The organism is Arthrobacter sp. Y3221160 (assembly GCF_059092585.1).
In genome coordinates, this window is sequence record NZ_JBNHHU010000001.1 from 973,247 (window position 1) to 993,997 (window position 20,751).

Here is a 20,751-nt window from a genome sequence, read left to right on the forward strand (position 1 = left end):
TGTGGTTGTGCTGCGGTTACTTGGCTTCCGGCGGAGCCACCGTGTCGGCCGGAATAGCCTTGATCAGCTCAGGCACCCACTCGCCGTCCTTCTCCACCAGCTTGGCCTGGTACATCTCCTGCAGCAGCGCGTGGTCGGAGGCTCGGATGGTCGTCTCGCCCTTGGGCCCTTCGAAGCTGTAGCCCTCCAGCGCCTCGACCATGGCGTCGACGTCGTTGCCGCCTTCCTTGACCGCCTGCACGATCATCTGGCCGGCGACGAAGCCGTCCGGGGTGAAGAGGTCGGCCTTCTTGCCTTCGGCCTCAACGCTTTCGATCATGGCCTTCTCCACGTCGTTGCCGGCTGCTCCCGGGAAGTAGTGGTTCAGGAAGCTGATCTTGTCCGAGGCCTTGCCGTAGGCGCCGAAGGTCGCGGCGTCGCCCAGGCCGGTCACGATCGGGGCGGCGTCGAACGCGCCCTGCTGGCTCAGTGCCTGCCACATGGAACCCGACGTGGCGCCGGCCCAGGCAACGAAGACCAGATCCGGCTTGGCGTCGATCAGCTGGCGGGCGAACGGCGTGAACTCGGTGGCGTCTTCGGGTACCAGCACGTCATCGACTTCGGCGCCCTGCTCGCCGAGGACGGCTTCGACGGCGGCGAGATTGCCCTGGCCGAACGCGTTGTCTTGGCCGAACACCACAACCTTTTTGCCCTTGAGGTCGTCCACGAAGGTGCCGGCCGTCGCGACGTCCTGCAGGCTCTGGCGGCCGGAGCGGAAGGTGTAGTCGTTGATGCCCTGCAGCGCGTCGGTGGCGGCGGGGCCGGAGATGTAGAGCACCTTGTTCTGCGCGGCCTGCTCCGCGAGCTTCAGCGCAATGCCGGACACCACGGTGCCGGCCAGGATCTTGTAGTCCTTGCCGATCAGGTCCTTGGCGACGTTGACCGCCTTGTCGGGGTCACCGCCGTCGTCGTGGTAGGTCAGGTTGAGCTTGGTGCCGTTGACCTCGCCGGTGCCCTCGGTGGCGTAGTCGATGCCTGCCTGGAGGCCCTGGTAGTAGGCCGCACCGTAGGCGGCCAGCGGGCCGGATTCGGAATAGACGATGCCCACGTTGATGCTCTCGGGGGCGTTGCCTTCCCCGCCGGCCGCTCCGGCGGTGTCGCCGCCGGCGGTCGGCGCGCACGCGCTCACGGTCAGTCCGGTAACCAGCGCCGCGGCCATCAGGAACTTCTTCGTTGCCTTCACTCCGATGCCTTTCGTTGAAAAATTTCTTGAGGAGTAACTCTGGAACTGTCTGAACCTGATGGTCAGGTCCCCCAACCTGAAAGGTGATTCAGATTACGGCAAATCTATGGTGTGGCTCACAGAGGTGTCAACAGTCGCGCCGGGCCGCAAAGGTCACGATTTGGTTGCAGGCCGCTGAGGCTCAAGTACAGGCACACGCCTAGACGACAAAAGCCCGGCCGCTCCTGGTGGAGGGGCCGGGCTTCGCGCGACAGGCGGCTGCTGGCTAGTTTTCCGCGTTGCGGTTGTTGGCGCGCCAGCGGATGCCGGCGTCGATGAAGTCGTCGATGTCGCCGTCGAGCACCGCGCCCGTGTTGCCGACCTCGTGTTCGGTGCGCAGATCCTTGACCATCTGGTACGGATTCAGCACGTAGGAGCGCATCTGGTCGCCCCAGGACGCCTTGACGTCGCCGGCGAGCGCCTTCTTCTCGGCGTCCTGCTGCTCCTTCTGCAGCAGCAGCAGCCGGGACTGCAGCACGCGCAGCGCGGCCGCACGGTTCTGGATCTGGGACTTCTCGTTCTGCATCGAGACCACGATCCCGGTGGGGATGTGGGTCAGCCGCACCGCGGAGTCGGTGGTGTTCACCGACTGCCCGCCCGGACCGGACGAGCGGAACACGTCCACCTTGATTTCGTTGTCCGGGATGTCGATCGAGTCGGTCTGCTCAATCAGCGGGATGACCTCGACGGCGGCGAACGAGGTCTGCCGCCGCCCCTGGTTGTCAAAGGGGCTGATCCGCACCAGGCGGTGCGTGCCGGCCTCCACGGACAGAGTGCCAAAGGCATAGGGTGCCTTGACCTCGAATGTGGCCGACTTCAGCCCGGCCTCTTCGGCGTAGGAGGTATCCAGCACCTGGGTCGGGTAGCCATGGCGTTCGGCCCAGCGCAGGTACATGCGCATCAGCATCTCGGCGAAGTCGGCGGCATCCACTCCCCCGGCGCCGGAGCGGATAGTCACCACGGCCTCGCGCTCGTCGTACTCGCCGGAGAGCAGCGTGACGACTTCGAGTTCGGAGAGCGCCTTTTTGAGCGAGGTCAGTTCGCTGGCCGCCTCGGCCATGGAGTCCGCGTCGCCGGCGTCTTCCTGGCCCAGTTCCACCAGGACTTCCAGATCGTCGATCCGTGCCGCCAGTTTCTCCAGCCGTTCCAGTTCGCTCTGGCGGTGCGAGAGCCTGGAGGTGATTTTTTGCGCGGCGGCCGGGTCGTCCCACAGATCCGGCACGCCCGCCTGCTCGCTCAGCTCGGCAATATCTTTGCGGATCGCCTCCGCGTCGGAGACGGCTTCAATGGAGTCGTACGTGGCGCGCAGAGCGCGGATTTCAGCGGGAAAGTCGATCTCAGCCATGGTCCTCCCAGCCTACGCCATGGCGGGGAATCCTCTGTCCCGCCAAGACGGCGCCTGACAGCCCCTAGCTCAAGCGCGGGCGCGTGCAATAACCTTTGGAGAGTGCGGGATGCAGGTGCCGCGTATGGGGTTGGGGCCTGATCTAAATCCACTTATTGGGGGAGGCTGCAATGCCCAGTCAAAGTCACGGATCTGTTCAGGGCCTGCGGAAGAGGCAGAAGCCCGAAAGCCGGCAGGACGGCCCGCGGTCAACCACGGCGCGAAGAATATTGGGGGTTTTCGGCGCGCTCGTGCTGGCCGCAGCAACCGCCGTCGCCGCTTCCGGACCCGCCGCCGCCGGACCCTCCACCGCAGGGGCGGCCGCTACGGGGGGCGCCGCCGCGGGAGAAGAACACGGCTACACGGTCGTCCTCAAGGACAGCATCGGGAATGTCGATTCCACCGCCACGGCCCACGGGGAGAAGTACGGGTTTACGCGGTCCAACACCTACGAACACGCGCTGAAGGGATACTCCGGCACCATGACGGCATCGGAAGCGCAGCAGCTCGCCGCCGACCCGGCCGTTGAATTCGTTGCGCCCGAGCGGCAGTTCGCGTTGCCGGAAAACGTGACCGGCGAGAATAACGGAACCAGCGGCGCCGAATTCCTCCCGCCCGGGTGGTTGCGGGTCGGCGGAACGGCAGAGGAGGCGGCCGAGGACGGCCGGCAGATTACGGTCAACGCCGCCGTGATCGACACCGGTATCGACAGCACCCATCCGGACTTGAACGTGCGCGGCGGGGTGGACTGCTCGTCCGGGACTCCGGTCGAGGTAGCTCCCGTCGACCTGTTCGGGCACGGAACCATGGTCGCCGGGATCCTTGGCGCGAAGAACAACAACGCCGGGATCATCGGCACCGCGAGCGGCGCCCCGCTGTGGTCCGTCCGGGTTATCGCAGACGACGGCACCATAACAGAAAGTGCCCTACTCTGCGGCGCCGACTGGGTGGTCTCCACTCACACGGACGAGGACCCGGGCAACGACATCAGGGTGGCGAACATCAGCATCGGCAGCCCCGGCCAAGAGCAGGGAACCTGCGGCAACGGGGTCGATCCCCTGCACCAGATGATTTGCCAAGGCGCCGAGCAGGGGGTGGTCTGGACGGTCGCCGCCGGCAACGAGACCGCGGACTTCTCGAACACTGTTCCGGCCGCGTATGACGAGGTGCTCACCGCCACCGCCATGGCTGACTTCGACGGCCGCCCCGGTGGGATGGCAACAGCGAACTGCAGCGGATACCCTTTTCCCACCCCCGACGACGAGTTCGCCCTCTTCTCCAACTTCGCCACCCAGCCTGCCGACCAGGAGCACACCGTTGCGGCCCCCGGCGTGTGCATGACCTCTACGGTGCCGGGCGACCGGTACGCGAACTCACACGGCACCAGCTTCTCCAGTCCGATCGTCGCCGGCTCGGTGGCCCGATGCCTGGAGAGCGGGGTCTGCCAGGGCGACGGGACGGCCGTGATAGAGCAATTCCGCGCAGTGGTCGCGGAGTACAACCAAGAGAATCCCCAGTTCGGATTCGTCGGTGACCCCCTGCGACCGGTTCCGGGCCGCTACTACGGATACCTGAGCACGGTCATGCCCTTCTAGATATCAAGCGGCCGGATGTGTCGGTTCCCCCCGCCGGGACTGGCATTCAACGGGCAAAAACGGGAGCCCGCCCCGTCCAAAGCAGGCCCGCGTGCTCGCGGCTAATGGTAGCCCGTTAAATCTCTTTGTCACTTCTGCTTAGCGTTGGACTCAGCGCCTGAGTTCCGAGCGCGCATCACTGAAAACGGTAAGCGGTATATTCGCCGGAACGAGGAAATTGACCGCCGGCGCCGGACGACCGCGCTCAGCACCACGTGCACTGTGCGCTGTTCCGGTGAGCCGGTGTCGCTTCCTTTGTTCAGCCCGTCAAACCATCTGAACGCACCCGTTATGGCGGAGCGAAGCGGCTCCGATTGGCGTTGCAACCCGTACGCTCAAGAACGTAAATGGCGATTAGCGGATTTCCAAGGAAGGCCACCCACTCGTCTCATGCCGGGGGTCCCAACGATCCCGTCCGGGTGGTGTCAGGAACATCACCGGGGACAAGCCATTACCTGATTTCTTTGGAGGTCGGTTCCAAGCCTTCAAAACAATATGACGGCTGTTCGTCGACTCGCCCGAATCGGCGCGTCAGTGTCCTAGTTACTGACAAGCATGAACTCACGATCGGGGGTACGGCTGCTGTCCAACAGATTGCTTACACGCCCTCAGCGTCGCCTCGTCGATCGGGGAAGCGGGGCCCTCCAGGGTTGCCTAAATCGCGCTCTCCACCAGAGTGGCACCATCACGAACTGCTACTTTCGCTAGCAGTTGCCTCATGTAAGCCGCATACTGCTCGGCGCCAAGAGCCGAGAGGAGGATCGCCTGGTATTGTTCGACTGTCACGCTGGGCAATCGCGGCTCAAGAGTACGGGTTTCGCCAACGACATTCGCAATCGCCTCTGCCCCACCTGGACACTGGCCGGGCTTTGGTCGCTAACCTCGCCCGTTAGTGCCAGCCTACTGGTGACTTATTTTCCAGGCTCTAGGGGAATGTATTGACACGGAAGGGTTTTCGAACCCTAGCCGCACAAGTTGAAAGCTCAGCGCGGCCAATGACACGCGTGGTGGCGTGTGGCAGATGTAATAGGCCAGCTCCTGCGGATCGGCGAGCGATCTGCGGGCCAGCAGTTAGTGTCCATCCTGCCCGTCGTAGACGGCGTTGACCCTGGGCCCGGGCACAGGCGTAGCGGCGCGACTCTTGGCGCAGACCCCGGCCGAGCGGGTCCGCCAGGCGCGCCCTGACAAGGAGGCGATGAGCTTGTCGGCGCGGTATTCGATATTGAGAAGCCCGGTTTCGGCGATGATCCGCTGGCTAACCGGCACGGCCAGCACGTAGTGCAGCCCGGCCCCCCCCAGATCCGGAGCGAACCGGGGTGCTGGCCGTAGGCCGCGTCGCCGGCCGTCCACTTGGCGGATGCACCGGGATCGAGCGCGGCCGGTCATGGTTCCAGTTTGGTGACGAATTTCGGGGCCGTGGGAATGCCGGCGGCGCACAGCGGTCCGCGTCGGTGGTCGATCCCTTGGGTAGGTAGAGTTCCCGGTCCAGGAACGTCCTCCCGGTCTTGGTGGCACGGGTCGCCGAGTGACACGACAGCAAAGAGCAACCCGGTTAAAGCACCAACCCAAGAGGAAATGCACGCGACGGTAGTAATTCCCGAGGAATGTCCCCTCCCCGACAAGGAGGGTCAGGCCGACAATGGGTTACCGGGTGGAGGAGATCTTCGGAGCAACGTCGTGGCCCCTGTCTTCAACAACCTGTACTCTTCGCGTGCCCTTGCCGGGGCCGTCGCACTTTGGCGGCTTGTATCACCACAGCCTCCCTCTATACGTACCGCCGTGTGCACCGTCAGGCACAGGTCCGGGCTTGGGACCCGCAAATGATTGCCTGCCAGACGGCATCGGCGACCGCCGGATGCGTGATGTCGTTGTGGGCGCCAGACGGCCCCGAACCATGCGAGATAACGGACGTTGCATCGAGGTTGATGACGTCACCCTCGTCGAGCCGCAGGTCGGAGCCGCCCTCCTGGAGGGCTTCGGCGCGAGCGCGAGGCTCGATTCCTTGGATGCCCCACATGCCGAGGCCGCCGTACTTGGGCAGCTCGAGGCTGCCCGCTGGGAACTCCACCTGCTTGGCCATCGTTGCGGCGATCGCATAGAAGGTGCGCACCGCGCGGTCGTGATACGACGTGGAGGCAAGGATAGGCCCCGACACGAGCCGGTCCTCAACCACCCGATGAAAGTAGCCAGCCCGGCCAAGATCCGTTGGGATGTCCGAGCAGAACGACCAGAGAGACATCGCGCCTTGCATCAACGTCAGAGAGGCTACGGGTTTGCTCCTGGGTCGCTCGCGCGGCCCGGCCACCGCGGACGCCGCGACGATGCAGCCGAAGCTGTGGCCCATTAGGTGGACCACCAGTTCTGGGTGCTGTTGCTGGATGGCGTCGAGGAGGGACCCGACACCTTTTTCGCCGAACCGGTTCGCACGTTTCTTCATGTGCCAGAACGTCAACGTTCGCAAGGGCGCCAGCAGGCCGCCCAACGACTGGAGCCCGAACGAAGACACCTGGGCCAACCGACAGGCTTGGTACATGGCTTCGGCATCGAACGGCTCCCGGTCGTCGCCGGGCGCAGATCCGTTGCCCTCAGCGGCGCCGCCCAGCAGCCGATCGAGCTCCTCGTAGGCTTCGACCGCTTCCGCTGGCAGTCGCCGGGGAGCGGGCTCGATCAGGGCAATCTCAAGGAGTGCACGCACCTTGTCGCGGACCTCAGCCGTGTCCTCGAGATTCTCCGCGAATGCTGCCACGATGTCTTCCTTGACCGAGACGACCGCGCCCGCAGGAAGTTCACCCGACGAGGTGGTCATCGACGATGCCGCGAAGCCGCGGTCACCGAGGTCCTCGTCGCTCCAAGCCTTGCTCGGCCAGTGCATCCCAATGACCTTGATCCGCAAACCGTTCTTGCGCGCACGTGGCGTTATGAGCCGGTTGTCCCGATCAAGCATCGCAGCGATCCACTGCCCGTATTGCCTCCTGGCGGCCGGAACGTCTCCCTGCCAACCGTGGCTGAGCAGGATGACGTCCGTGCATCCCGCGAGGTCGCGTACGGCCTCCTCAGAGACAAGTGCGCCGTCCTCGGCTCTCTCGTCGCCTCTAGCGTCGTAGCTGATCAGCCGGTAGATCACGTCGTCGTGCCCCGGTACCCGCTCGTTCCCCATGCTAATCTCCTTCAATCTGTGCGCACCGCGCGCACGGCCGGGTCTCCGATGATCACGTAGTTCCGTGCGTCGTAGTACGCCATCCAGAGCCACACGAGGGTCTGCGCATCGATCGTTCTTCCGAACCTGCGCAGGCTGCCAAGGCGGTCGGAGAGGCTTGCCCCCACGGAGGCGTGCTTGGATGTTAGCGACTCCATCGCGAAGCCGAGGCGTTTGCCCTCCAGCAGAGCGCACATGGTGCTGGACATGGCTCCCACCTGTGGATCGGTGCCGGTCCACATGAAGGAGTAGCCGTATGCGCGGTCGACGTGGCCCACGAACGCTAGCGCTCCACCGGCTGGATTGGCTAACAGCTTCTGCGGCAACCAGCCGACAAACCCAGTGGGGGAAAGCTGTTGGTCTGCGAAGTCGGATAAGGCGGGCGTTCCTGCGCTGTAGCACGCGAACGCGAATAGCACCTGAACCCTGACGGCCTTGTCCGTCGTGACGTGATTCCCAGCGAAGTAGGCGTCCTCTCCGATTCCTGTGCTCAGGATCGGCCCGGCCCACTCCTGGCACACCAGGGCCCCCTGCGTCTCGTGGTTAGCGGTGCCTCGCTCGCCAAGCCCGTGGCTCGCGGTGAACAGCACCGTGGGTCCGTCGGGGGCGATCAACAGGTGCTCCAAGCGGGAGCGAGTGGCGGCATCTCCCACGTCTTGTGTGACGGCGGTATTGGGGCTAAGGTCCTTCAAATCCAGTGCTAGCGGCTTCACGAGTAGTTCCGAACTCAGTGCGGTTGCCTCGTCGCCAGGGTTGGCCGGGCCGAAAAGGTGCACCCGAGCGGGGCTGGGCCGTCCCTCGGAATTGCGCACATTCTGTGCGTACTGCTCGTAGTCGCCGAGTTCGTCGAAGTACACCCGGCCGACAGCGTGGTCGACACCGAGCGAGTATTGGAACTCATAGGGGATGCTTTCCGGACCCCCGACGAGCAGCAGGTAGTACGGCAGCTTGCGCGGATCGACGTAGCCCGGTGCCGAGAAGTGACGGTCCAACCAGGTCAGGGAGTGCTCGCCGTTCCGGTACGTGAGCCGCTTGAAGCGCTCACCGGCCTGAGACTGCCTCAGCGACAGCAACGGCTCCAGCCGGGGCATGACGTCATCGCTGACGTCGGGCCCAACGACCACACCCCACCCGGCGGAGGAGAGGTTCTCCGGGTCGAACCCGAACATAAGGCCGAGATTGTCCTTGTCCAACTGGTGCCGGATATCTAGCCCACTCTGGAGTGGACCAGACGGTTCCCTTCCCTGCAGTCTCACCGCGACGGCCGCCAGGTCCTGGGGCTCGAAGAGGTAACCGCCGCTGATTCTGTCGACGCCGTTGAAGGTTGCGAGCATGCTTCCTCCTCCGCTCACCTGAAGAACAAGAGGTAGATGATGAAGAAAAACTCCACGAAGGCAATCACCATGAGTGATCCTGACAGCCACTGCCAATGCAGCAGCCTGAAGCGCGACCCATGGTGTTCCAGGCAAGCCCGCCGGAACTCGTCCTCGATGGGCGAGTCTTTGCCCAGCTTGTATGGCAACTGACGAGGAGGCAGCAGCATGCTACGGGGACGATTCTGCTGTTTCCAATCCATAGCCTGAACCTGCCACGGCTCAAGCTTTCGGTAGCGCCAGGACCGGTTGGCGATCCGAACTGGGCCGACTAACCGGTCGTGCGCCAGCTCGTACCAAGCCGTGCCTCCGCGGGTGGTGCAATTGAGCAGGAACATCTCCTGGAGCCGGGTCAGCACTTCCTGCTCGTGCGGCTCTCCCACTGGTCCGCGCGTCGTCTGACTACGTTCCCCCTGGTCAGTGATCAGAGCCGTCTCAAACCAGTCCCGGATGGCCTGCTCGTTGACCTTAAAGGCCCTGACGAGGTCTTGGACGCAGTCGGAGTAGTAGCCGCTCAGAGCTCGCTCGACGTAGTCGTCAGGCAGTCTTTGGATGTCTTCTAAGTCGATCCGGTCGAAGGCCTTCTTTTGCTTTAGCAAGTCTCTCCAGAGCCGCCTGCAAACCACCTGAAGCAGAAGCGGCTCGACCCCGATGGCCGAGGGGAAAGTGGCGGCGCCGTGCGTGGGCGTGCGGACCCGGGCTTGCGACAGCCGGCGGATCAGCTCGTCCACCGCCTCGTCGGTAAAATTCACCTGTTGGTCGGCACAAGGCTTTTGCATAGCTGCTTTCGCCTCTGCGGTCGAGAGTAACGACAGCCGGTATTTGGCACGCAGGTAGCCCGGTAGGTAGTGCGCGTAGGGCTCGAGCCCGCCCACCGACTCGTCTTTGATGCCGAGCAGCAGCCAGATGCCATCTCGGTCACCACCGAGGCTCTCGACCACGTCTCCGAGTTCCTCAAAGAATTGGTGCTTATCGCCGAGGTCTGTCGGATCGATGGTGAGCACCTCCTCGAATTGGTCAATGATGAGGAGTGGGATCCCGTCTTCCGGTTTCAGTGCTTCCCGCAGAACCTCGGCCAGAGTCAGGTCGTACAGGGACTCGGGACTCTGGCTGTCTCCGAGGAGGTAGAGAGCAATGCTGAAGACGTACCGGTTGTGCACCTTGACGGCCTGTCCGGCCTCGTTGGTGGGCAAGGGCTTGTCCACCCGTACCGGTCCGGCCACGGCGAACCCGTCGAGGCGATGCAGCACCTCGGCTTGGATCATGGAAGTCTTGCCGGCTCCAGAGGGGGCATGCAGCACTAGGACTCGCTCGGAGACGAGGATATCGGTGACGTCCTGGGATTCGACCTGTCGGTTAGGCAGCCTCTGTCCAGTGTGGAATGGCACAGGGCCGACAAAGGGATTGTTCCTCTTGGCGCCCGTCCGGGTATCGCTCCCGCTCGCGATGCTCATGGCTGCAGGTCCAATCGCTTGCGCATCTCCTCAACGAAAGTGGCCGTGCTCGTCCAAAAGATGTCGATCTGGTCGGCGCCAAAGTAGCTTTCGAGATACCGCTGCGCCGCTTCGCGCTCCACAATGTGGCCCCTGGGCCGCATCTGCACGCCGATGTGGCCGGCAGTCGGGGGCTGTAGGACATACGCTCTGATGCTTTGAAAAACGATCCGGAAGTCCCAGTCGTCGAGGAAGTAGCCGAGGAAGAGCAGAGAACTGAAGGAAAAGGCATTCTTGACCCTCGGCGGAATCAGCCTGGGCACCTCCTGGGCCTGAGTCCAGGCGGTTAGCCAGTCGAAATAGTCGTCTTGTGTGAGCACGAGCGATGCCGGCTCCTCGAGCCTTCCGAAGAGGTGGTAGACCAGCGGCGCCTCTACGGTCGGCTCCTGATTAATGTAGGTCCGGGCCCAGGAACGATACGATGCGTCCTTGCTCCATGCCTTGAATCCAGGCGACCACGGAAAGGTCAGCGTGAACGGCTCCTTGCCAGCGTCCTTCAAGGCGGCTTGGAGCAACCCGGTCCATCCCGTGGTGACGAAGACCTTGACCTTGAGTGAGGCGACCACGCGGTAGGGATCGTTGGGGTCTTGCCGGGCGTGTCGGCCGGCCTCCATGATCGCCAGTTCCGGCTTATCGCTCGCAATGAGGTCGTCCGCGACGTCGAAGAAGGGGTCGCCTATGTGCGCGTTCTGCTTGCGCTCAGCCAACTGCGTCTTAAGGTAATTTACGATCTCGACCGGCACTCGGCCTGGCTTCGTGTGGACCTTAAGGAATTGAGACACCTGCGCGAGATCGTCGGCAGCGGCGGGGGGCAGGGGCATTTGCCAGCGGCGTGCCCAGTTCGCGGCGATTTCGCTCCGCGACCCAACGATACCGTCGGCCAGGCCCGGACCCAGAACTGGCGTCAGCTTGCCCGCAGATGCCATGGAGGTCAGGTGATCCAATGCTTCGTTCGCGCCGCTCGGGAACCCCGACGGGTAGCGGATCCGGCCGCTGCGCAGCCGCGAGAAGAGCACCGGCACCCACCAGTCCGTCTGCTCGCGGATGTGGCCGCGTGCCATTGCCATCGCGGCATCCACGACGCCATCCTCAGCGAACTTGTCGAAAAATTTCTCGGCGAAGTCGCGGGCCGTTTGTATGGTTACGTTGTCCTGCATGGCCACGACCGCCGGCACCCCGGCCCGAGCTAAGCGTGGCCCGAGAGCCGCCAGCAGGCCGGCGTCGTCGCTCCGCCCGGATCCTGCCGAGCGGCAACTGTTGAGGTACACAAGTGCGGGTGGCCGCCGCAGGTCCCGGAACACCTCCTCGAGGCGCCGCGCGTCCACGCACTCGACCCTCCCGTCCTCGGCCTCCAACAGCAGGAAGGGCACATCGCCGACCTTCTGCCCGCCGTGCGCTAGTAGGTAGAAAACGTCGACGCCCTTCTCCAATTCCTGCACGATGCGGCCGATGGTGGCTGTCCCCGGATCACTCAGGAAGCGAGGCGCGTACTTCTTCAAGGCCGTGGCAGCTATCGAAATCTCCTCTTCGCGATTGATCGCGGCGATAGCGCGGCCGGGCAGGTCGAAGCCGTGTAGATCGCTCGGAGCAGCGATAACGGCCAGGGCCTTGAGGTCCGCGTCACGGACCTCGTTGATCCTCCGCCAGTCGTTGGTAAAGAGATACCGCGATAACAGCACCCGCGGGCTGGTGGCCAGGTTGAACTCCGGGTTCTGGGGGTCGCGCAGCAGCTCCCACCGTATGGAGTGGTAGACATCGGGCGCGTCCAGGTGTAGGCGCAGGTGCACCGGCACGCTGCCATGGGCCCTTGCCATGGCCTCTCCGTAGAACTTTCTTAGTTCATCGGGGGCGAAGAGAGCGTTGCTGAGTTCGTCGGCGTAGCCCGCCGTGTTGTGACGTAGCGCGTTGAGCCGGTCCAGATCAATGTGCACCGACCCGCGAGGAGCACGGCTGAGATCCTCCTGCATGCCTAAGGAAAAGCGCAGAAACAGGTCGAAAGACTCCTGGCGCTCGTCCCAGATCAGGCCGAGCTCGAAATTCGCCTCTTCCTGAGAACCGAAGTTGCCATTAGCACTCACGCCATCTCCTACGCCTCCAGGACATACGCATCAATCCGTGTTGTCGACTTGATGGGCCAGTAGAGGTGGACACCTCCCGCAGCAGACACAACGTCTGTGATTAGCTTCCAAGGAATAACTCTGTCGTGACATATAGTCTGCAGGCTCGACGTTACTGTAGCGTTATCAAAGTCAGGACGCTTGGCCAAGCTCAGGGTGAGGACTCCGCCACCAGCACGAAGTCCACGCTCGCGGAGCCTCAGTCGGCACGTTCCCTGCCCCGGTTGGAACCGCTGTCGAGGCGGGAAGCGGTGGAGGGGTCGTACCCCGCGGGCCCTGTCCCTGATCCTATGTCAGGGCTGCGGCACGCAGCCAATGGCGTCGTTGAACAGTCCCTTCCAAAGCCGGTTTGGCTGCGTCAAGATGCCTGCCACAGCCCGGCCGACATCTGACAGGGTTTTCAAGTATTGGGTGTCGATCGCTCAAAGCGTCACATTCGCATCATATGCCAAGACGACACGGAGCTCATCGAGGAAATCGATCACGCTCATCCAGTTCTCAATTCAGAGATCGAAGTCAGCATTTTTGATTGGGAGAAATTGCGGGTTATCAGTCAAATAAAGCGAGGACATGCACTAGTCTTTGAGGCGTTCAGCCCCAATACGGCGGTCCCACTACACGGCCGTCCGACTTTCTACCTCGACCAAAACCATTGGAGCACGATCGCTCAAGCTATATACGATCCAACCAGCATCAAAGGGATGAGTGAGAATGCCGCCGGGTTTGAGATGATCCGCCTCGCAGGCGATGCTGGCATTGTGCTCTGTCGTCCGCGAATATCAGGGAGACAGCAAACTTATATGGTGACCGGCGGTATGCGGTTGGCGCTACCATTGCTCCATTGGCTGGAGGATGGCAGATGCGCACGCGCCCAAGCCAAACTTCCCGGTTGCTGACTGCCTCTAAAACGGATACCCGTCGACGTTCCAGTTCCCGTGATGGGCACAGCCGCGTCGAATCGCTTCCTCCCATACTGCCTCATCAGCCCATTCCGGTCTTACGGGTTCCTGCCACGGGTGCCTCATAGCTTCGTCGGGGCGCATATGCTGCGGAAATTGATCGCGCCTCAGGACCATACCTTGGTCACGCACTTCTAGGCCTTCACTCGTAATCACCCAGCCGTCAGCGACCATCTCCCAAAGAGGGTTAGCCGAATACCACGCGGAATCGTCCGCCCGCATGGCACCTATTGCTGAGACAAGCGCCCTGTGCAGATTATTGATTGCAGTTGTCGCCTTGAATTCATGTACTTGCGCCCCATAGCCTCTTTTCACCATCTGAGAGGTCAGGTCATCAAATACCTGAACGGGATCTTGTCCCTCCTGCCACCAAGCCACGACCGAATCGAACACTGATCGCTGGTCTCGTTCCTCTCCTGGTATGTGTTCCAGCAAGAGTGACTCATCATTTTCTATGTTGCCCCACCGATCCTCGCTGGCAGGGGCGTACTTGAAAGCCAGGCGTGGTGAAACCGCGCCTTCACCAGCAGGAACCACGATTCCTTTAACGGTGATCGCACCAGCATCGAGCGCAGTCTTTAAGGCTCCACTGACTGCCTCGTACGAGGCATCCTGCCCCAAAACAGCTACTGCCTCGTCCTGGGCCTTCGTTGCCTCGGCCCTGTGGTTGTTCAACCTGTCTTCGAGGTCCGCAAGTCGTGCATGTAGTTGCTCATCTTGCTTGTCTCGTGCGGCAGCGGTTTTAGTCGCTGCCTGTTCCGCTGCTGTGACGGCTACGTTAGCAGTCTCTTTGACGAAGCGGCGTTCAAGCCAGAACAGCACAACTGCCAGCAATAGCGTCGTACCCACGTTTATGAGAACCGTAGACCAGAAAGCCGGAAGATTGGCTTCGTCGGATCTAATGAACAGCCACGCACCAAAAACCGCAGCACTACCCAAAACACCGCTTAGGAACATCCACGTGGGGTTAAGTTTCTGTTTAGAGACCAGCGCTGCACCTTCGGATTCAGACGTCACCACCACAGCTTACTGGCACGTTTAAGCATGTTACATTCGCTGCTAAAGCGGGGAGTTCCAAATTGACCAATTGAGTCTGCATCTGAAGCGATCAGTTTCAGCTAGCTTGCAGCATCGGCAACCTCTTGTCCGCGCCGCTTGGCGTTGCCGTAAAGTCCAGCCTAAAGCAGCACCTCGATGAGTTTCCGCGGTCCGGATTCGAGCAAGACGCTGATGGCTCTCCGGTGTCCTTCGCCGGCAGCACAAGCTACCTCGTCGACGACGTCGGGCAGGGTGGTGAAGTGGCAAAATCGGCTTCTGCGTTGGCGCCGGCTTCGCGTTGGATCTGCGGGTTGCCAACCGCGTGTCGGTAAATCGAGTCGAGAGCGTTGAGCTGGTCCTCGTCACTGATGCCCGAGCCTGCGAAGATCCTGTTGACGTGTTCAAGAATTTCCTCGAAGTGGCTCTTCTTCTTCTTCTCCCGGGCGGTGCCGGATCCTGTCTCGGTCGGCGGTTTGAGCTGACCAGGCTGGCCGGACTGCTGCTTCAGGTCCGCGGCCTCCTGACGGCGCAGAGCGTAGTGGGTGAACACGACATCGTTGAGGTCAAGGGGAGCAGTGCTGGAGTCCGGGGTCCTGATAAACGGGTGAGCAGCTTCAGGTAAATGGAGAGCTTCTCGACGCGAGTGTCTCCGTAGTCGACGATCTGTGAGTTAAAGTCGTAGGCGCGCACCACGGCCCCGGCCGTGGAGCGGACTCCTCCAGCCGGGAAGTTTCCAGGCTGTCGCCGTCCAAGACCACCTTCTTCCAGCGGTCGGCGAAGATGTCCCGGGCGGGCTTGATGTGCGAGTACAGGTTGTTGTGGTTACGCTGGGCGACCCAGGCCCCGGGCCACGGCGTCGACGTCGACGTCGCGGTGATCATAGATGCCCACCGCGTCAAGCTTGGCGATCATGTCGTGGACGACGTCGGGGTCGGCCTCGCCCTGGATTTCGGCGTCCTCGTAGTATGCCTGGGGGCCGGGCGTCGTTCCCCCTGCTAACTCATACACGCCCTACCAAGCCGAGCCCGCTGCGCAAGACATACGGGCTGGAGCCTGTTGTTGATTCTATGTGGCAAAGTCGGAGATGCCCGGAGACGACGTGACCTGTACGACTGCCGCTATCCTGCTTGAATGCCGTGAGGACCAGTGGCGATGCCGGGCAGAGGAGGGCAAAGTGGTTAATCTTTCTCAACGGATTACATCTGATGCCATGAATGCGGCACTGGTGGAAGCCGTCAGTCTGGGCCGCGCAACATTTCGACGTAAGTATAGGTTCGGCCGGTCTCTGAGTTACGTCGCTCTCCATCAAGGACATCATTTCGACAGTAAGGCGCTTGTTGCCGCTGCGGCCGCTCACATGGACCCGTCAATCGATCTAACCTCTGAGAACTCATGGGGCGGGGAGAGTACAACAGCGGTGCTTGATGCCTGTGGCGTCAAGTGGATCAACGTCGACCAGCTCGATGAGGTAGTCGGGCCGCTAACTCAAATCGACTCTGAGCAGGGCGGATCGCGGTGGCCACGTTATTGGTGGGCTAACCAAGGGGACAACTTCAATGTTGCATTTGAGCAGGGATCCCTGTGGGCCTCTGACTTTCGTGCCGACGGGCAGCCAGCCCACGAGGACTGGACCGCGTTGCAGGACATGCTGCCCGGAGACGTGGTGTTCCACTACGCCAAGAAGAAGCTCCTGGGCATCAGTCAGGTCGTCCAGCCCGCTACACCTGCCTTCCGTCCCGAAGGATACGGACAGACAACGGGCTACGACGATGGATGGCTCGTTCTTGTCGCGCCGCTGGTAGTTGACATGGAAATCGGGCTTGCAAGCCTTCAGAGGGTACTCGCCCCCGGAATCGGTCCCATGAATCGGTTGGGGACGCCCGGGCGGGCCTACATCTCTCCCCTACCGACTGGGCTGGGGGGCAAGCTCGCTCAGCACCTTGGAATGAAGCCTTTGCAGCGGCCAGACGACACCTTCTGGCCATCAGCCTCAGAATGCCAAGGTGATGTCCCCAATCTACTGCAGACGGACGTGCTCGTAACCGCCACCAGACGCGCGGAGCAGAGATACCTTCGCGCATCCCTCCTTGCCGACGGCGATGCCCGATGCGCGTTGTGCGGGCGCCAGCTTCCCCCCGAGCTGCTCATCGCAGCACACATCAAACCCCGGGCGCAGTGCACGGACGCCGAACGGCTGGACTTCAGAGCCGCCGCAATGCTCGCCTGCGTCCTGGGCTGCGATGCCCTGTTCGAAAACGGTTTTCTTGGGGTGGACGCAGATGGAGTGATCCGCGCAATCGACTCTGACCACCCTGACATGAAAGACGTTTTGAACCGGCTAAGAGGAACCGTTTGCATTGCCCATACGGTCGCCACCGCTGCTAACTTCCAAACCCACTGGAAATTCCATTTTAGGGGGTGCTAGTTCAGAACTTCATATCCGCGTACACTCTGTCACACGCGAGACCTGCGTATTCCATTGTGACAAAAGTCTAGGACGGTCACTTTTGACTCACATGCTTTGCGCACTCGGACACAGGACCCTGCCCTGAGTCGATTCCGATTTCTTGCCCTCCGCACGTGCAAGCACACGAGACGGAAAATACCCGGGGAGCGAGGCGAGACGTTCGATACAGTGCGCTGCCCTGAGGGTCGGTCAGAAATCCTTCGGCTCGAATGGCTTAAACCCTTCCGGAACGCCTTGGCCTAAGGGCCCAGTCGGCATCGGCGTACCGACCTCGGCCATGAACGTCTCGGCCTTATGCCGGTACTCGGGGTTTTTCACCACCACCTCGTCAATGAGAACGTCTGCCGGCAGCCACAAAAATCCCTCGTGCTGGAGCTGGCGGATAAAGTTTAGCGTCATCACGGTGTACATAACTGCGCGGGCCACCATTAGGACAGCAGCCCGGTAGCGTTCCCGGATCCCGAAGTGAGTGGTTTTCCTCTGCTCCTTCGCGTCTGCGTGCACGACGTCCCCGTAGAACCAGCCCACGCTCAGGTCACTGTCCGAGAGCGCTGGAGTACCCTGCGGGATGCGAGGACCGGCCACCTGAACCATGTACCCGACCGCCGAACCGTCCCGCGGCATCACCGTCTTCCAGCCCTCCCGCAGGTTTGACAGAGTTGCGGCATGGTCGCCGTCAGCGTCGCTTACATAGAACTCCAAGGTCTCCAGCGCCTTAAACCAGTGCACCGGGTCTTGCTTCAGTAGGATCGGCCAAATCCTGGCAGCCGCCGACTCAACGACCTCCTCCTCGGGCAATTGCTGGATCAGCCACTGTTCGCCGGTTTCAGTGTTGACCTGCAACTCCATCGTCCCGCTCGCCAGGGCTGCCAAGGCCGGCTGGTCTCGGTTCAATGAATGAGCCTCCACACGTCTGGCACGCAGCACGAACGCGGCCAAATTTTCAAGTTGCTTCGGAGTGGGTTCAGACATGTTTCCAGCATAGGGAAGGGAACGTCAACAGCAACGAGGCAGCGAAGTGGCCGCGGCTGCCGGCGCTGACCACGACGTACAGGGACGGATTGCTCCTGCCCGAGCGGGCCTGGACTCCCGGATCTTCACCAAGCCGGAATTCAACATCCCTAAGCCCTTCGAGGCACAAAGATGGCTCGCCTCCAAGCGGACATATTGCACCTAACTCATGCTGAGGCTGGAGGCGCTTGCCGGATGTTCCTCGTAGGAAAAGGGCGGGGTGAGCTCGAAGCGGTGACCCTCGGCGGGTAGATAAGGCTTGAAACGACCTCAGCCAGAGCAACACGGAGATGTGGTGGCCTGCGTGACCGTATCTAAGCAGAATCTCCGGTAGTAGCCTAGCCGCGGGCGATACTGCGCATGGTTTTCGATGACGCCGTTGATTGCTACTTGGCGCCGGGGGAGAACCTTTGACTTCTCTTTCCCCGCATCACGCTGCTGTGTCAGCAACACCCTGCAACAACCACGCTCATCAGGCAAGGGCCGCTAACCCGGCATCTGCTGGGGTCCAGCCCTCAAAGGAATCGGCCTTTCCGCGAGCTACATCCTTCTCATAGCTGGCTATGATCGACGCTCCGAGTTTGAGGCATGCGCTGGGACTCTTGAGTTCCGACTTGTAGTCGAAGTCCACGCTTGCTGTTTCGTAGTTGAGATCGACAACCACGGTCTTCAGAATCTCGGAGCATCTGCTCACAAATGCCGCCCGTGCCGAATCCGTCAGCTTAGAGGGGTCCGCAACGTATGGTTCCGAAGTTTGGTCTGCACGGAGAATCCGAGCCAGCACATAGAGAAGGAAGTAACGCGTCAGCGTATACGACGCCATGGGGCGGTTCTTGACTTGAACCAAGGCCGCTTCCACAGCTTTTTCTAGCTCGTAAAGAAATACGATCCGGTCAGCGTTAACCTCTGGGCGGCCAAATATCTCAGCATATTTCTCATCGAATACCTTATAAATCTGATGCGCTGACCAAGGCTCCTGGACGTCAAAAGCCAAAAGGATCCGGCCCGTCAGATCATTTGTTATGACGGTTTTTCCATGGGGGGCAATCTCGCCTCGTTTGATTTCGAAGAAATACGAGGTCGTCTTAGTCGCGATTTCTTTCTGCAGGCGGAGCATGATGACATGATTGGATCGCAGGTCTCGGGGTTTGATCGCGTTCTGATTGTTACTGTTCTCTGTGATTGTACGAGCTAGGGCATCATCTTCGACCACAACAACCCGCACGAGAACTCTCAGATCATCAGTCAATTTGTTCTTGGCATCGTAGAAACTGGTCAGACTCTGAGCACCGTTCACGACCGAGTAGCCGTTGATCGTGAGTGCTCCTGGGACGGTATCGTCGATTGAGTCGCAGAGAATTATGATCCCGTTGTGGAAAAGGACAAAATTGGAGTGCCCCGATTTAGCCTCAATCGATCTCCGAATCGACCGATTAACCGGCGTAGTGCCAAGATTGTATCGAACGTTCTCGCGAAAGAGAGAGCCATCCGAGATGCCATCCATATGGACCAGTTGGAGCGCCCGGGCTGGAAAGATATACATTGCGGTCGAGGACCCGACTCCCGACGACATCTTCATCGGTTCTACGTACGTCGTATCGAAGACGAAACTTTTCTTCTTTGCACGAGGATCAGTCTCAATGAAGTGAGCAGCTATCGTCTTGCGATCATAGATGCGAATATCGGAAATATCCGAGTATGCCTGAGAGTCCTTGTCCTGACCTTCGTTTGTTATGTAGACGGGGATGAGGTCATATCCCCGAGCAACGAGGTCCGGCAATTGCACTCGTTTGATCAACTGTTTGAGTCGCTCGTCCGCGTTGCCCGAAAGAATTCTTTCTATCTTGGCTTGAGTACTGAACTGTTGCACGGAGGCCACCAGGTTCTTGGGGCCAACATCGCCAATCGTGCAATTGTCCGTCTGTCGCACTTTGCTCTGCAGGAAGTGGATCTTCTCTTCGTTGTGATCCACATAGATGCCATCGATGCCTTTGTCGTTTTGGTGATCGCAAAGTGCGTCGCGCGCGTCGGTCTCCTCCAGCCGGTAAATGTTCTGGAGGAACCAGAACAGGAAGGATGCCGATTCCGTTAGCCCAGTCTCCTTCTGGACACGAGCGAGGAGAGTTTTGAGCCTCGAGTACTTGATGTCCTGCTCTTCCATGGAAATCCTCCCGCGGGGTCGACGTCCCTCAAAGCTTAGTCGCTCTTGGTGTCCAAGACTGGCTTTGAACCGCCTTCTGGCCACGGCAATCTTCGTGTGGCATCCGCCCGGGTAACCGTTTGAAGTGACCGCTAACTGCCACTCGTGGCCCGCAGAATATTTCCGGCAGGCCAGACAGCGTAGGTTCAGCCAGCGAGACGTCCGGAAACATTGTCCCAGCCACTCGGTCAAGGAAAACGTCGTAGTCGGGTTTCTCTTCCGTCATTGCTCAGGCCTTGTCCAACCAAACTTCATCTACATCCTCGAATAGGCCCCAGACCCGCACTTATACGCTGCTTATGGGATAGGGCGACTCGTTGGCGACCCGGAAGCAGACGCACGAATTTCCAGTTCCAGCACTGGCCCACCATGAGCTAATAGCTATCGAATGAGCCATCGCGGTGCGATGATCTTCGTCCTGCTGGCGGCGAGCCTGTTCCTGATCTTTGCAATGCTGTGTCTGTTCCCTGACGGAATCTGCCGCCGACTTAGCCGATATTCCAGCAAATACTAGACCTCCGCCTGTGAACACAGCAGCCACCCACTTACCCAGGTCGCCTCAATCAGTAGCTAGCGGAACAACCTTAAGCTTCCACGCCAAGAAGAAAAGGACAGCTA

At 61.1% G+C, this 20,751-nt stretch carries 14 protein-coding genes; 3 read left to right on the forward strand and 11 right to left on the reverse strand.

Translation table 11 applies throughout. The annotated features are described in order from the left end of the window. Positions 1-16: 16 nt before the first annotated feature. Together AC5RWG_RS04460 and prfB are read right to left on the reverse strand one after the other, a co-directional pair. Complete coding sequence (locus tag AC5RWG_RS04460; RefSeq protein WP_494049730.1) at positions 17-1,222, reverse strand: substrate-binding domain-containing protein; 1,206 nt, start codon at positions 1,220-1,222, stop codon at positions 17-19. 265 nt (positions 1,223-1,487) lie between these two features. Further along, positions 1,488-2,606: a peptide chain release factor 2 gene (gene prfB / locus AC5RWG_RS04465; protein WP_494049729.1), complete on the reverse strand. Its 1,119-nt coding sequence runs from the start codon at positions 2,604-2,606 to the stop codon at positions 1,488-1,490. Positions 2,607-2,875: 269 nt separating this feature from the next. Between prfB and AC5RWG_RS04470 the strand changes: the two genes are divergently transcribed. Further along, positions 2,876-4,240 carry a S8 family peptidase gene (locus AC5RWG_RS04470; protein ID WP_494049728.1) on the forward strand — a complete coding sequence of 455 codons (1,365 nt, stop codon included), beginning with the start codon at positions 2,876-2,878 and terminating at the stop codon, positions 4,238-4,240. Between the two features lie 1,828 nt (positions 4,241-6,068). On the opposite strand, the gene AC5RWG_RS04475 is transcribed toward AC5RWG_RS04470, so the two are convergent. From AC5RWG_RS04475 to AC5RWG_RS04490, 4 genes are read right to left on the reverse strand one after another with little or no spacing between them, the layout of a single operon-like run. Then, positions 6,069-7,436 carry a hypothetical protein gene (locus tag AC5RWG_RS04475; protein WP_494049726.1) on the reverse strand — a complete coding sequence of 456 codons (1,368 nt, stop codon included), beginning with the start codon at positions 7,434-7,436 and terminating at the stop codon, positions 6,069-6,071. Positions 7,437-7,447: 11 nt separating this feature from the next. Further along, the gene (locus AC5RWG_RS04480; RefSeq protein ID WP_494049725.1) at positions 7,448-8,809 is read right to left on the reverse strand and encodes a hypothetical protein; all 1,362 of its coding nucleotides are present in this window, start codon (positions 8,807-8,809) and stop codon (positions 7,448-7,450) included. 14 nt (positions 8,810-8,823) lie between these two features. Continuing rightward, positions 8,824-10,302 (reverse strand): nSTAND1 domain-containing NTPase, encoded by a 1,479-nt coding sequence (locus AC5RWG_RS04485; RefSeq protein WP_494049724.1) that lies wholly within the window; start codon positions 10,300-10,302, stop codon positions 8,824-8,826. Further along, a complete protein-coding gene (locus AC5RWG_RS04490; protein ID WP_494049723.1) occupies positions 10,299-12,419 on the reverse strand; it encodes a CHAT domain-containing protein in 2,121 nt (706 codons plus the stop codon). Before AC5RWG_RS04490 ends, AC5RWG_RS04485 begins: the two co-directional genes overlap by 4 nt. A 446-nt stretch (positions 12,420-12,865) precedes the next feature. Between AC5RWG_RS04490 and AC5RWG_RS04495 the strand changes: the two genes are divergently transcribed. Continuing rightward, positions 12,866-13,354 carry a hypothetical protein gene (locus AC5RWG_RS04495; protein ID WP_494049722.1) on the forward strand — a complete coding sequence of 163 codons (489 nt, stop codon included), beginning with the start codon at positions 12,866-12,868 and terminating at the stop codon, positions 13,352-13,354. A 6-nt stretch (positions 13,355-13,360) separates the two neighbouring features. Here AC5RWG_RS04495 and AC5RWG_RS04500 read toward each other — a convergent pair whose 3' ends face one another. From AC5RWG_RS04500 to AC5RWG_RS04510, 3 genes are all read right to left on the reverse strand, one after another. Further along, positions 13,361-14,434: a hypothetical protein gene (locus AC5RWG_RS04500; protein ID WP_494049721.1), complete on the reverse strand. Its 1,074-nt coding sequence runs from the start codon at positions 14,432-14,434 to the stop codon at positions 13,361-13,363. A 247-nt stretch (positions 14,435-14,681) separates the two neighbouring features. Next, positions 14,682-15,005, reverse strand: coding sequence for a hypothetical protein (locus tag AC5RWG_RS04505; RefSeq protein WP_494049720.1), 324 nt, complete (start codon positions 15,003-15,005; stop codon positions 14,682-14,684). Positions 15,006-15,277: 272 nt separating this feature from the next. Beyond that, positions 15,278-15,463, reverse strand: coding sequence for a hypothetical protein (locus tag AC5RWG_RS04510; RefSeq protein ID WP_494049719.1), 186 nt, complete (start codon positions 15,461-15,463; stop codon positions 15,278-15,280). A 166-nt stretch (positions 15,464-15,629) separates the two neighbouring features. Here AC5RWG_RS04510 and AC5RWG_RS04515 point away from each other — a divergent pair, with 166 nt between their 5' ends. Continuing rightward, complete coding sequence (locus AC5RWG_RS04515) at positions 15,630-16,880, forward strand: ScoMcrA-related endonuclease (RefSeq protein ID WP_494049718.1); 1,251 nt, start codon at positions 15,630-15,632, stop codon at positions 16,878-16,880. A gap of 231 nt (positions 16,881-17,111) precedes the next feature. On the opposite strand, the gene AC5RWG_RS04520 is transcribed toward AC5RWG_RS04515, so the two are convergent. Further along, positions 17,112-17,894 carry a hypothetical protein gene (locus AC5RWG_RS04520; protein WP_494166481.1) on the reverse strand — a complete coding sequence of 261 codons (783 nt, stop codon included), beginning with the start codon at positions 17,892-17,894 and terminating at the stop codon, positions 17,112-17,114. Positions 17,895-18,405: 511 nt separating this feature from the next. After that, positions 18,406-20,094, reverse strand: a complete 1,689-nt coding sequence (locus AC5RWG_RS04525; protein ID WP_494049716.1) for an AIPR family protein — start codon at positions 20,092-20,094, stop codon at positions 18,406-18,408. Between the last annotated feature and the right edge of the window lie 657 nt (positions 20,095-20,751).

Bases quoted from the DNA above. Each gene is read 5' to 3' on its own strand.
- prfB (WP_494049729.1), bottom strand. From the start codon at position 2,606: ATGGCTGAGATCGACTTTCCCGCTGAAATCCGCGCTCTGCGCGCCACG.
- AC5RWG_RS04475 (WP_494049726.1), bottom strand. From the start codon at position 7,436: ATGGGGAACGAGCGGGTACCGGGGCACGACGACGTGATCTACCGGCTG.
- AC5RWG_RS04480 (WP_494049725.1), bottom strand. From the start codon at position 8,809: ATGCTCGCAACCTTCAACGGCGTCGACAGAATCAGCGGCGGTTACCTC.
- AC5RWG_RS04485 (WP_494049724.1), bottom strand. From the start codon at position 10,302: ATGAGCATCGCGAGCGGGAGCGATACCCGGACGGGCGCCAAGAGGAAC.
- AC5RWG_RS04520 (WP_494166481.1), bottom strand. From the start codon at position 17,894: ATGTCTGAACCCACTCCGAAGCAACTTGAAAATTTGGCCGCGTTCGTG.
- AC5RWG_RS04525 (WP_494049716.1), bottom strand. From the start codon at position 20,094: ATGGAAGAGCAGGACATCAAGTACTCGAGGCTCAAAACTCTCCTCGCT.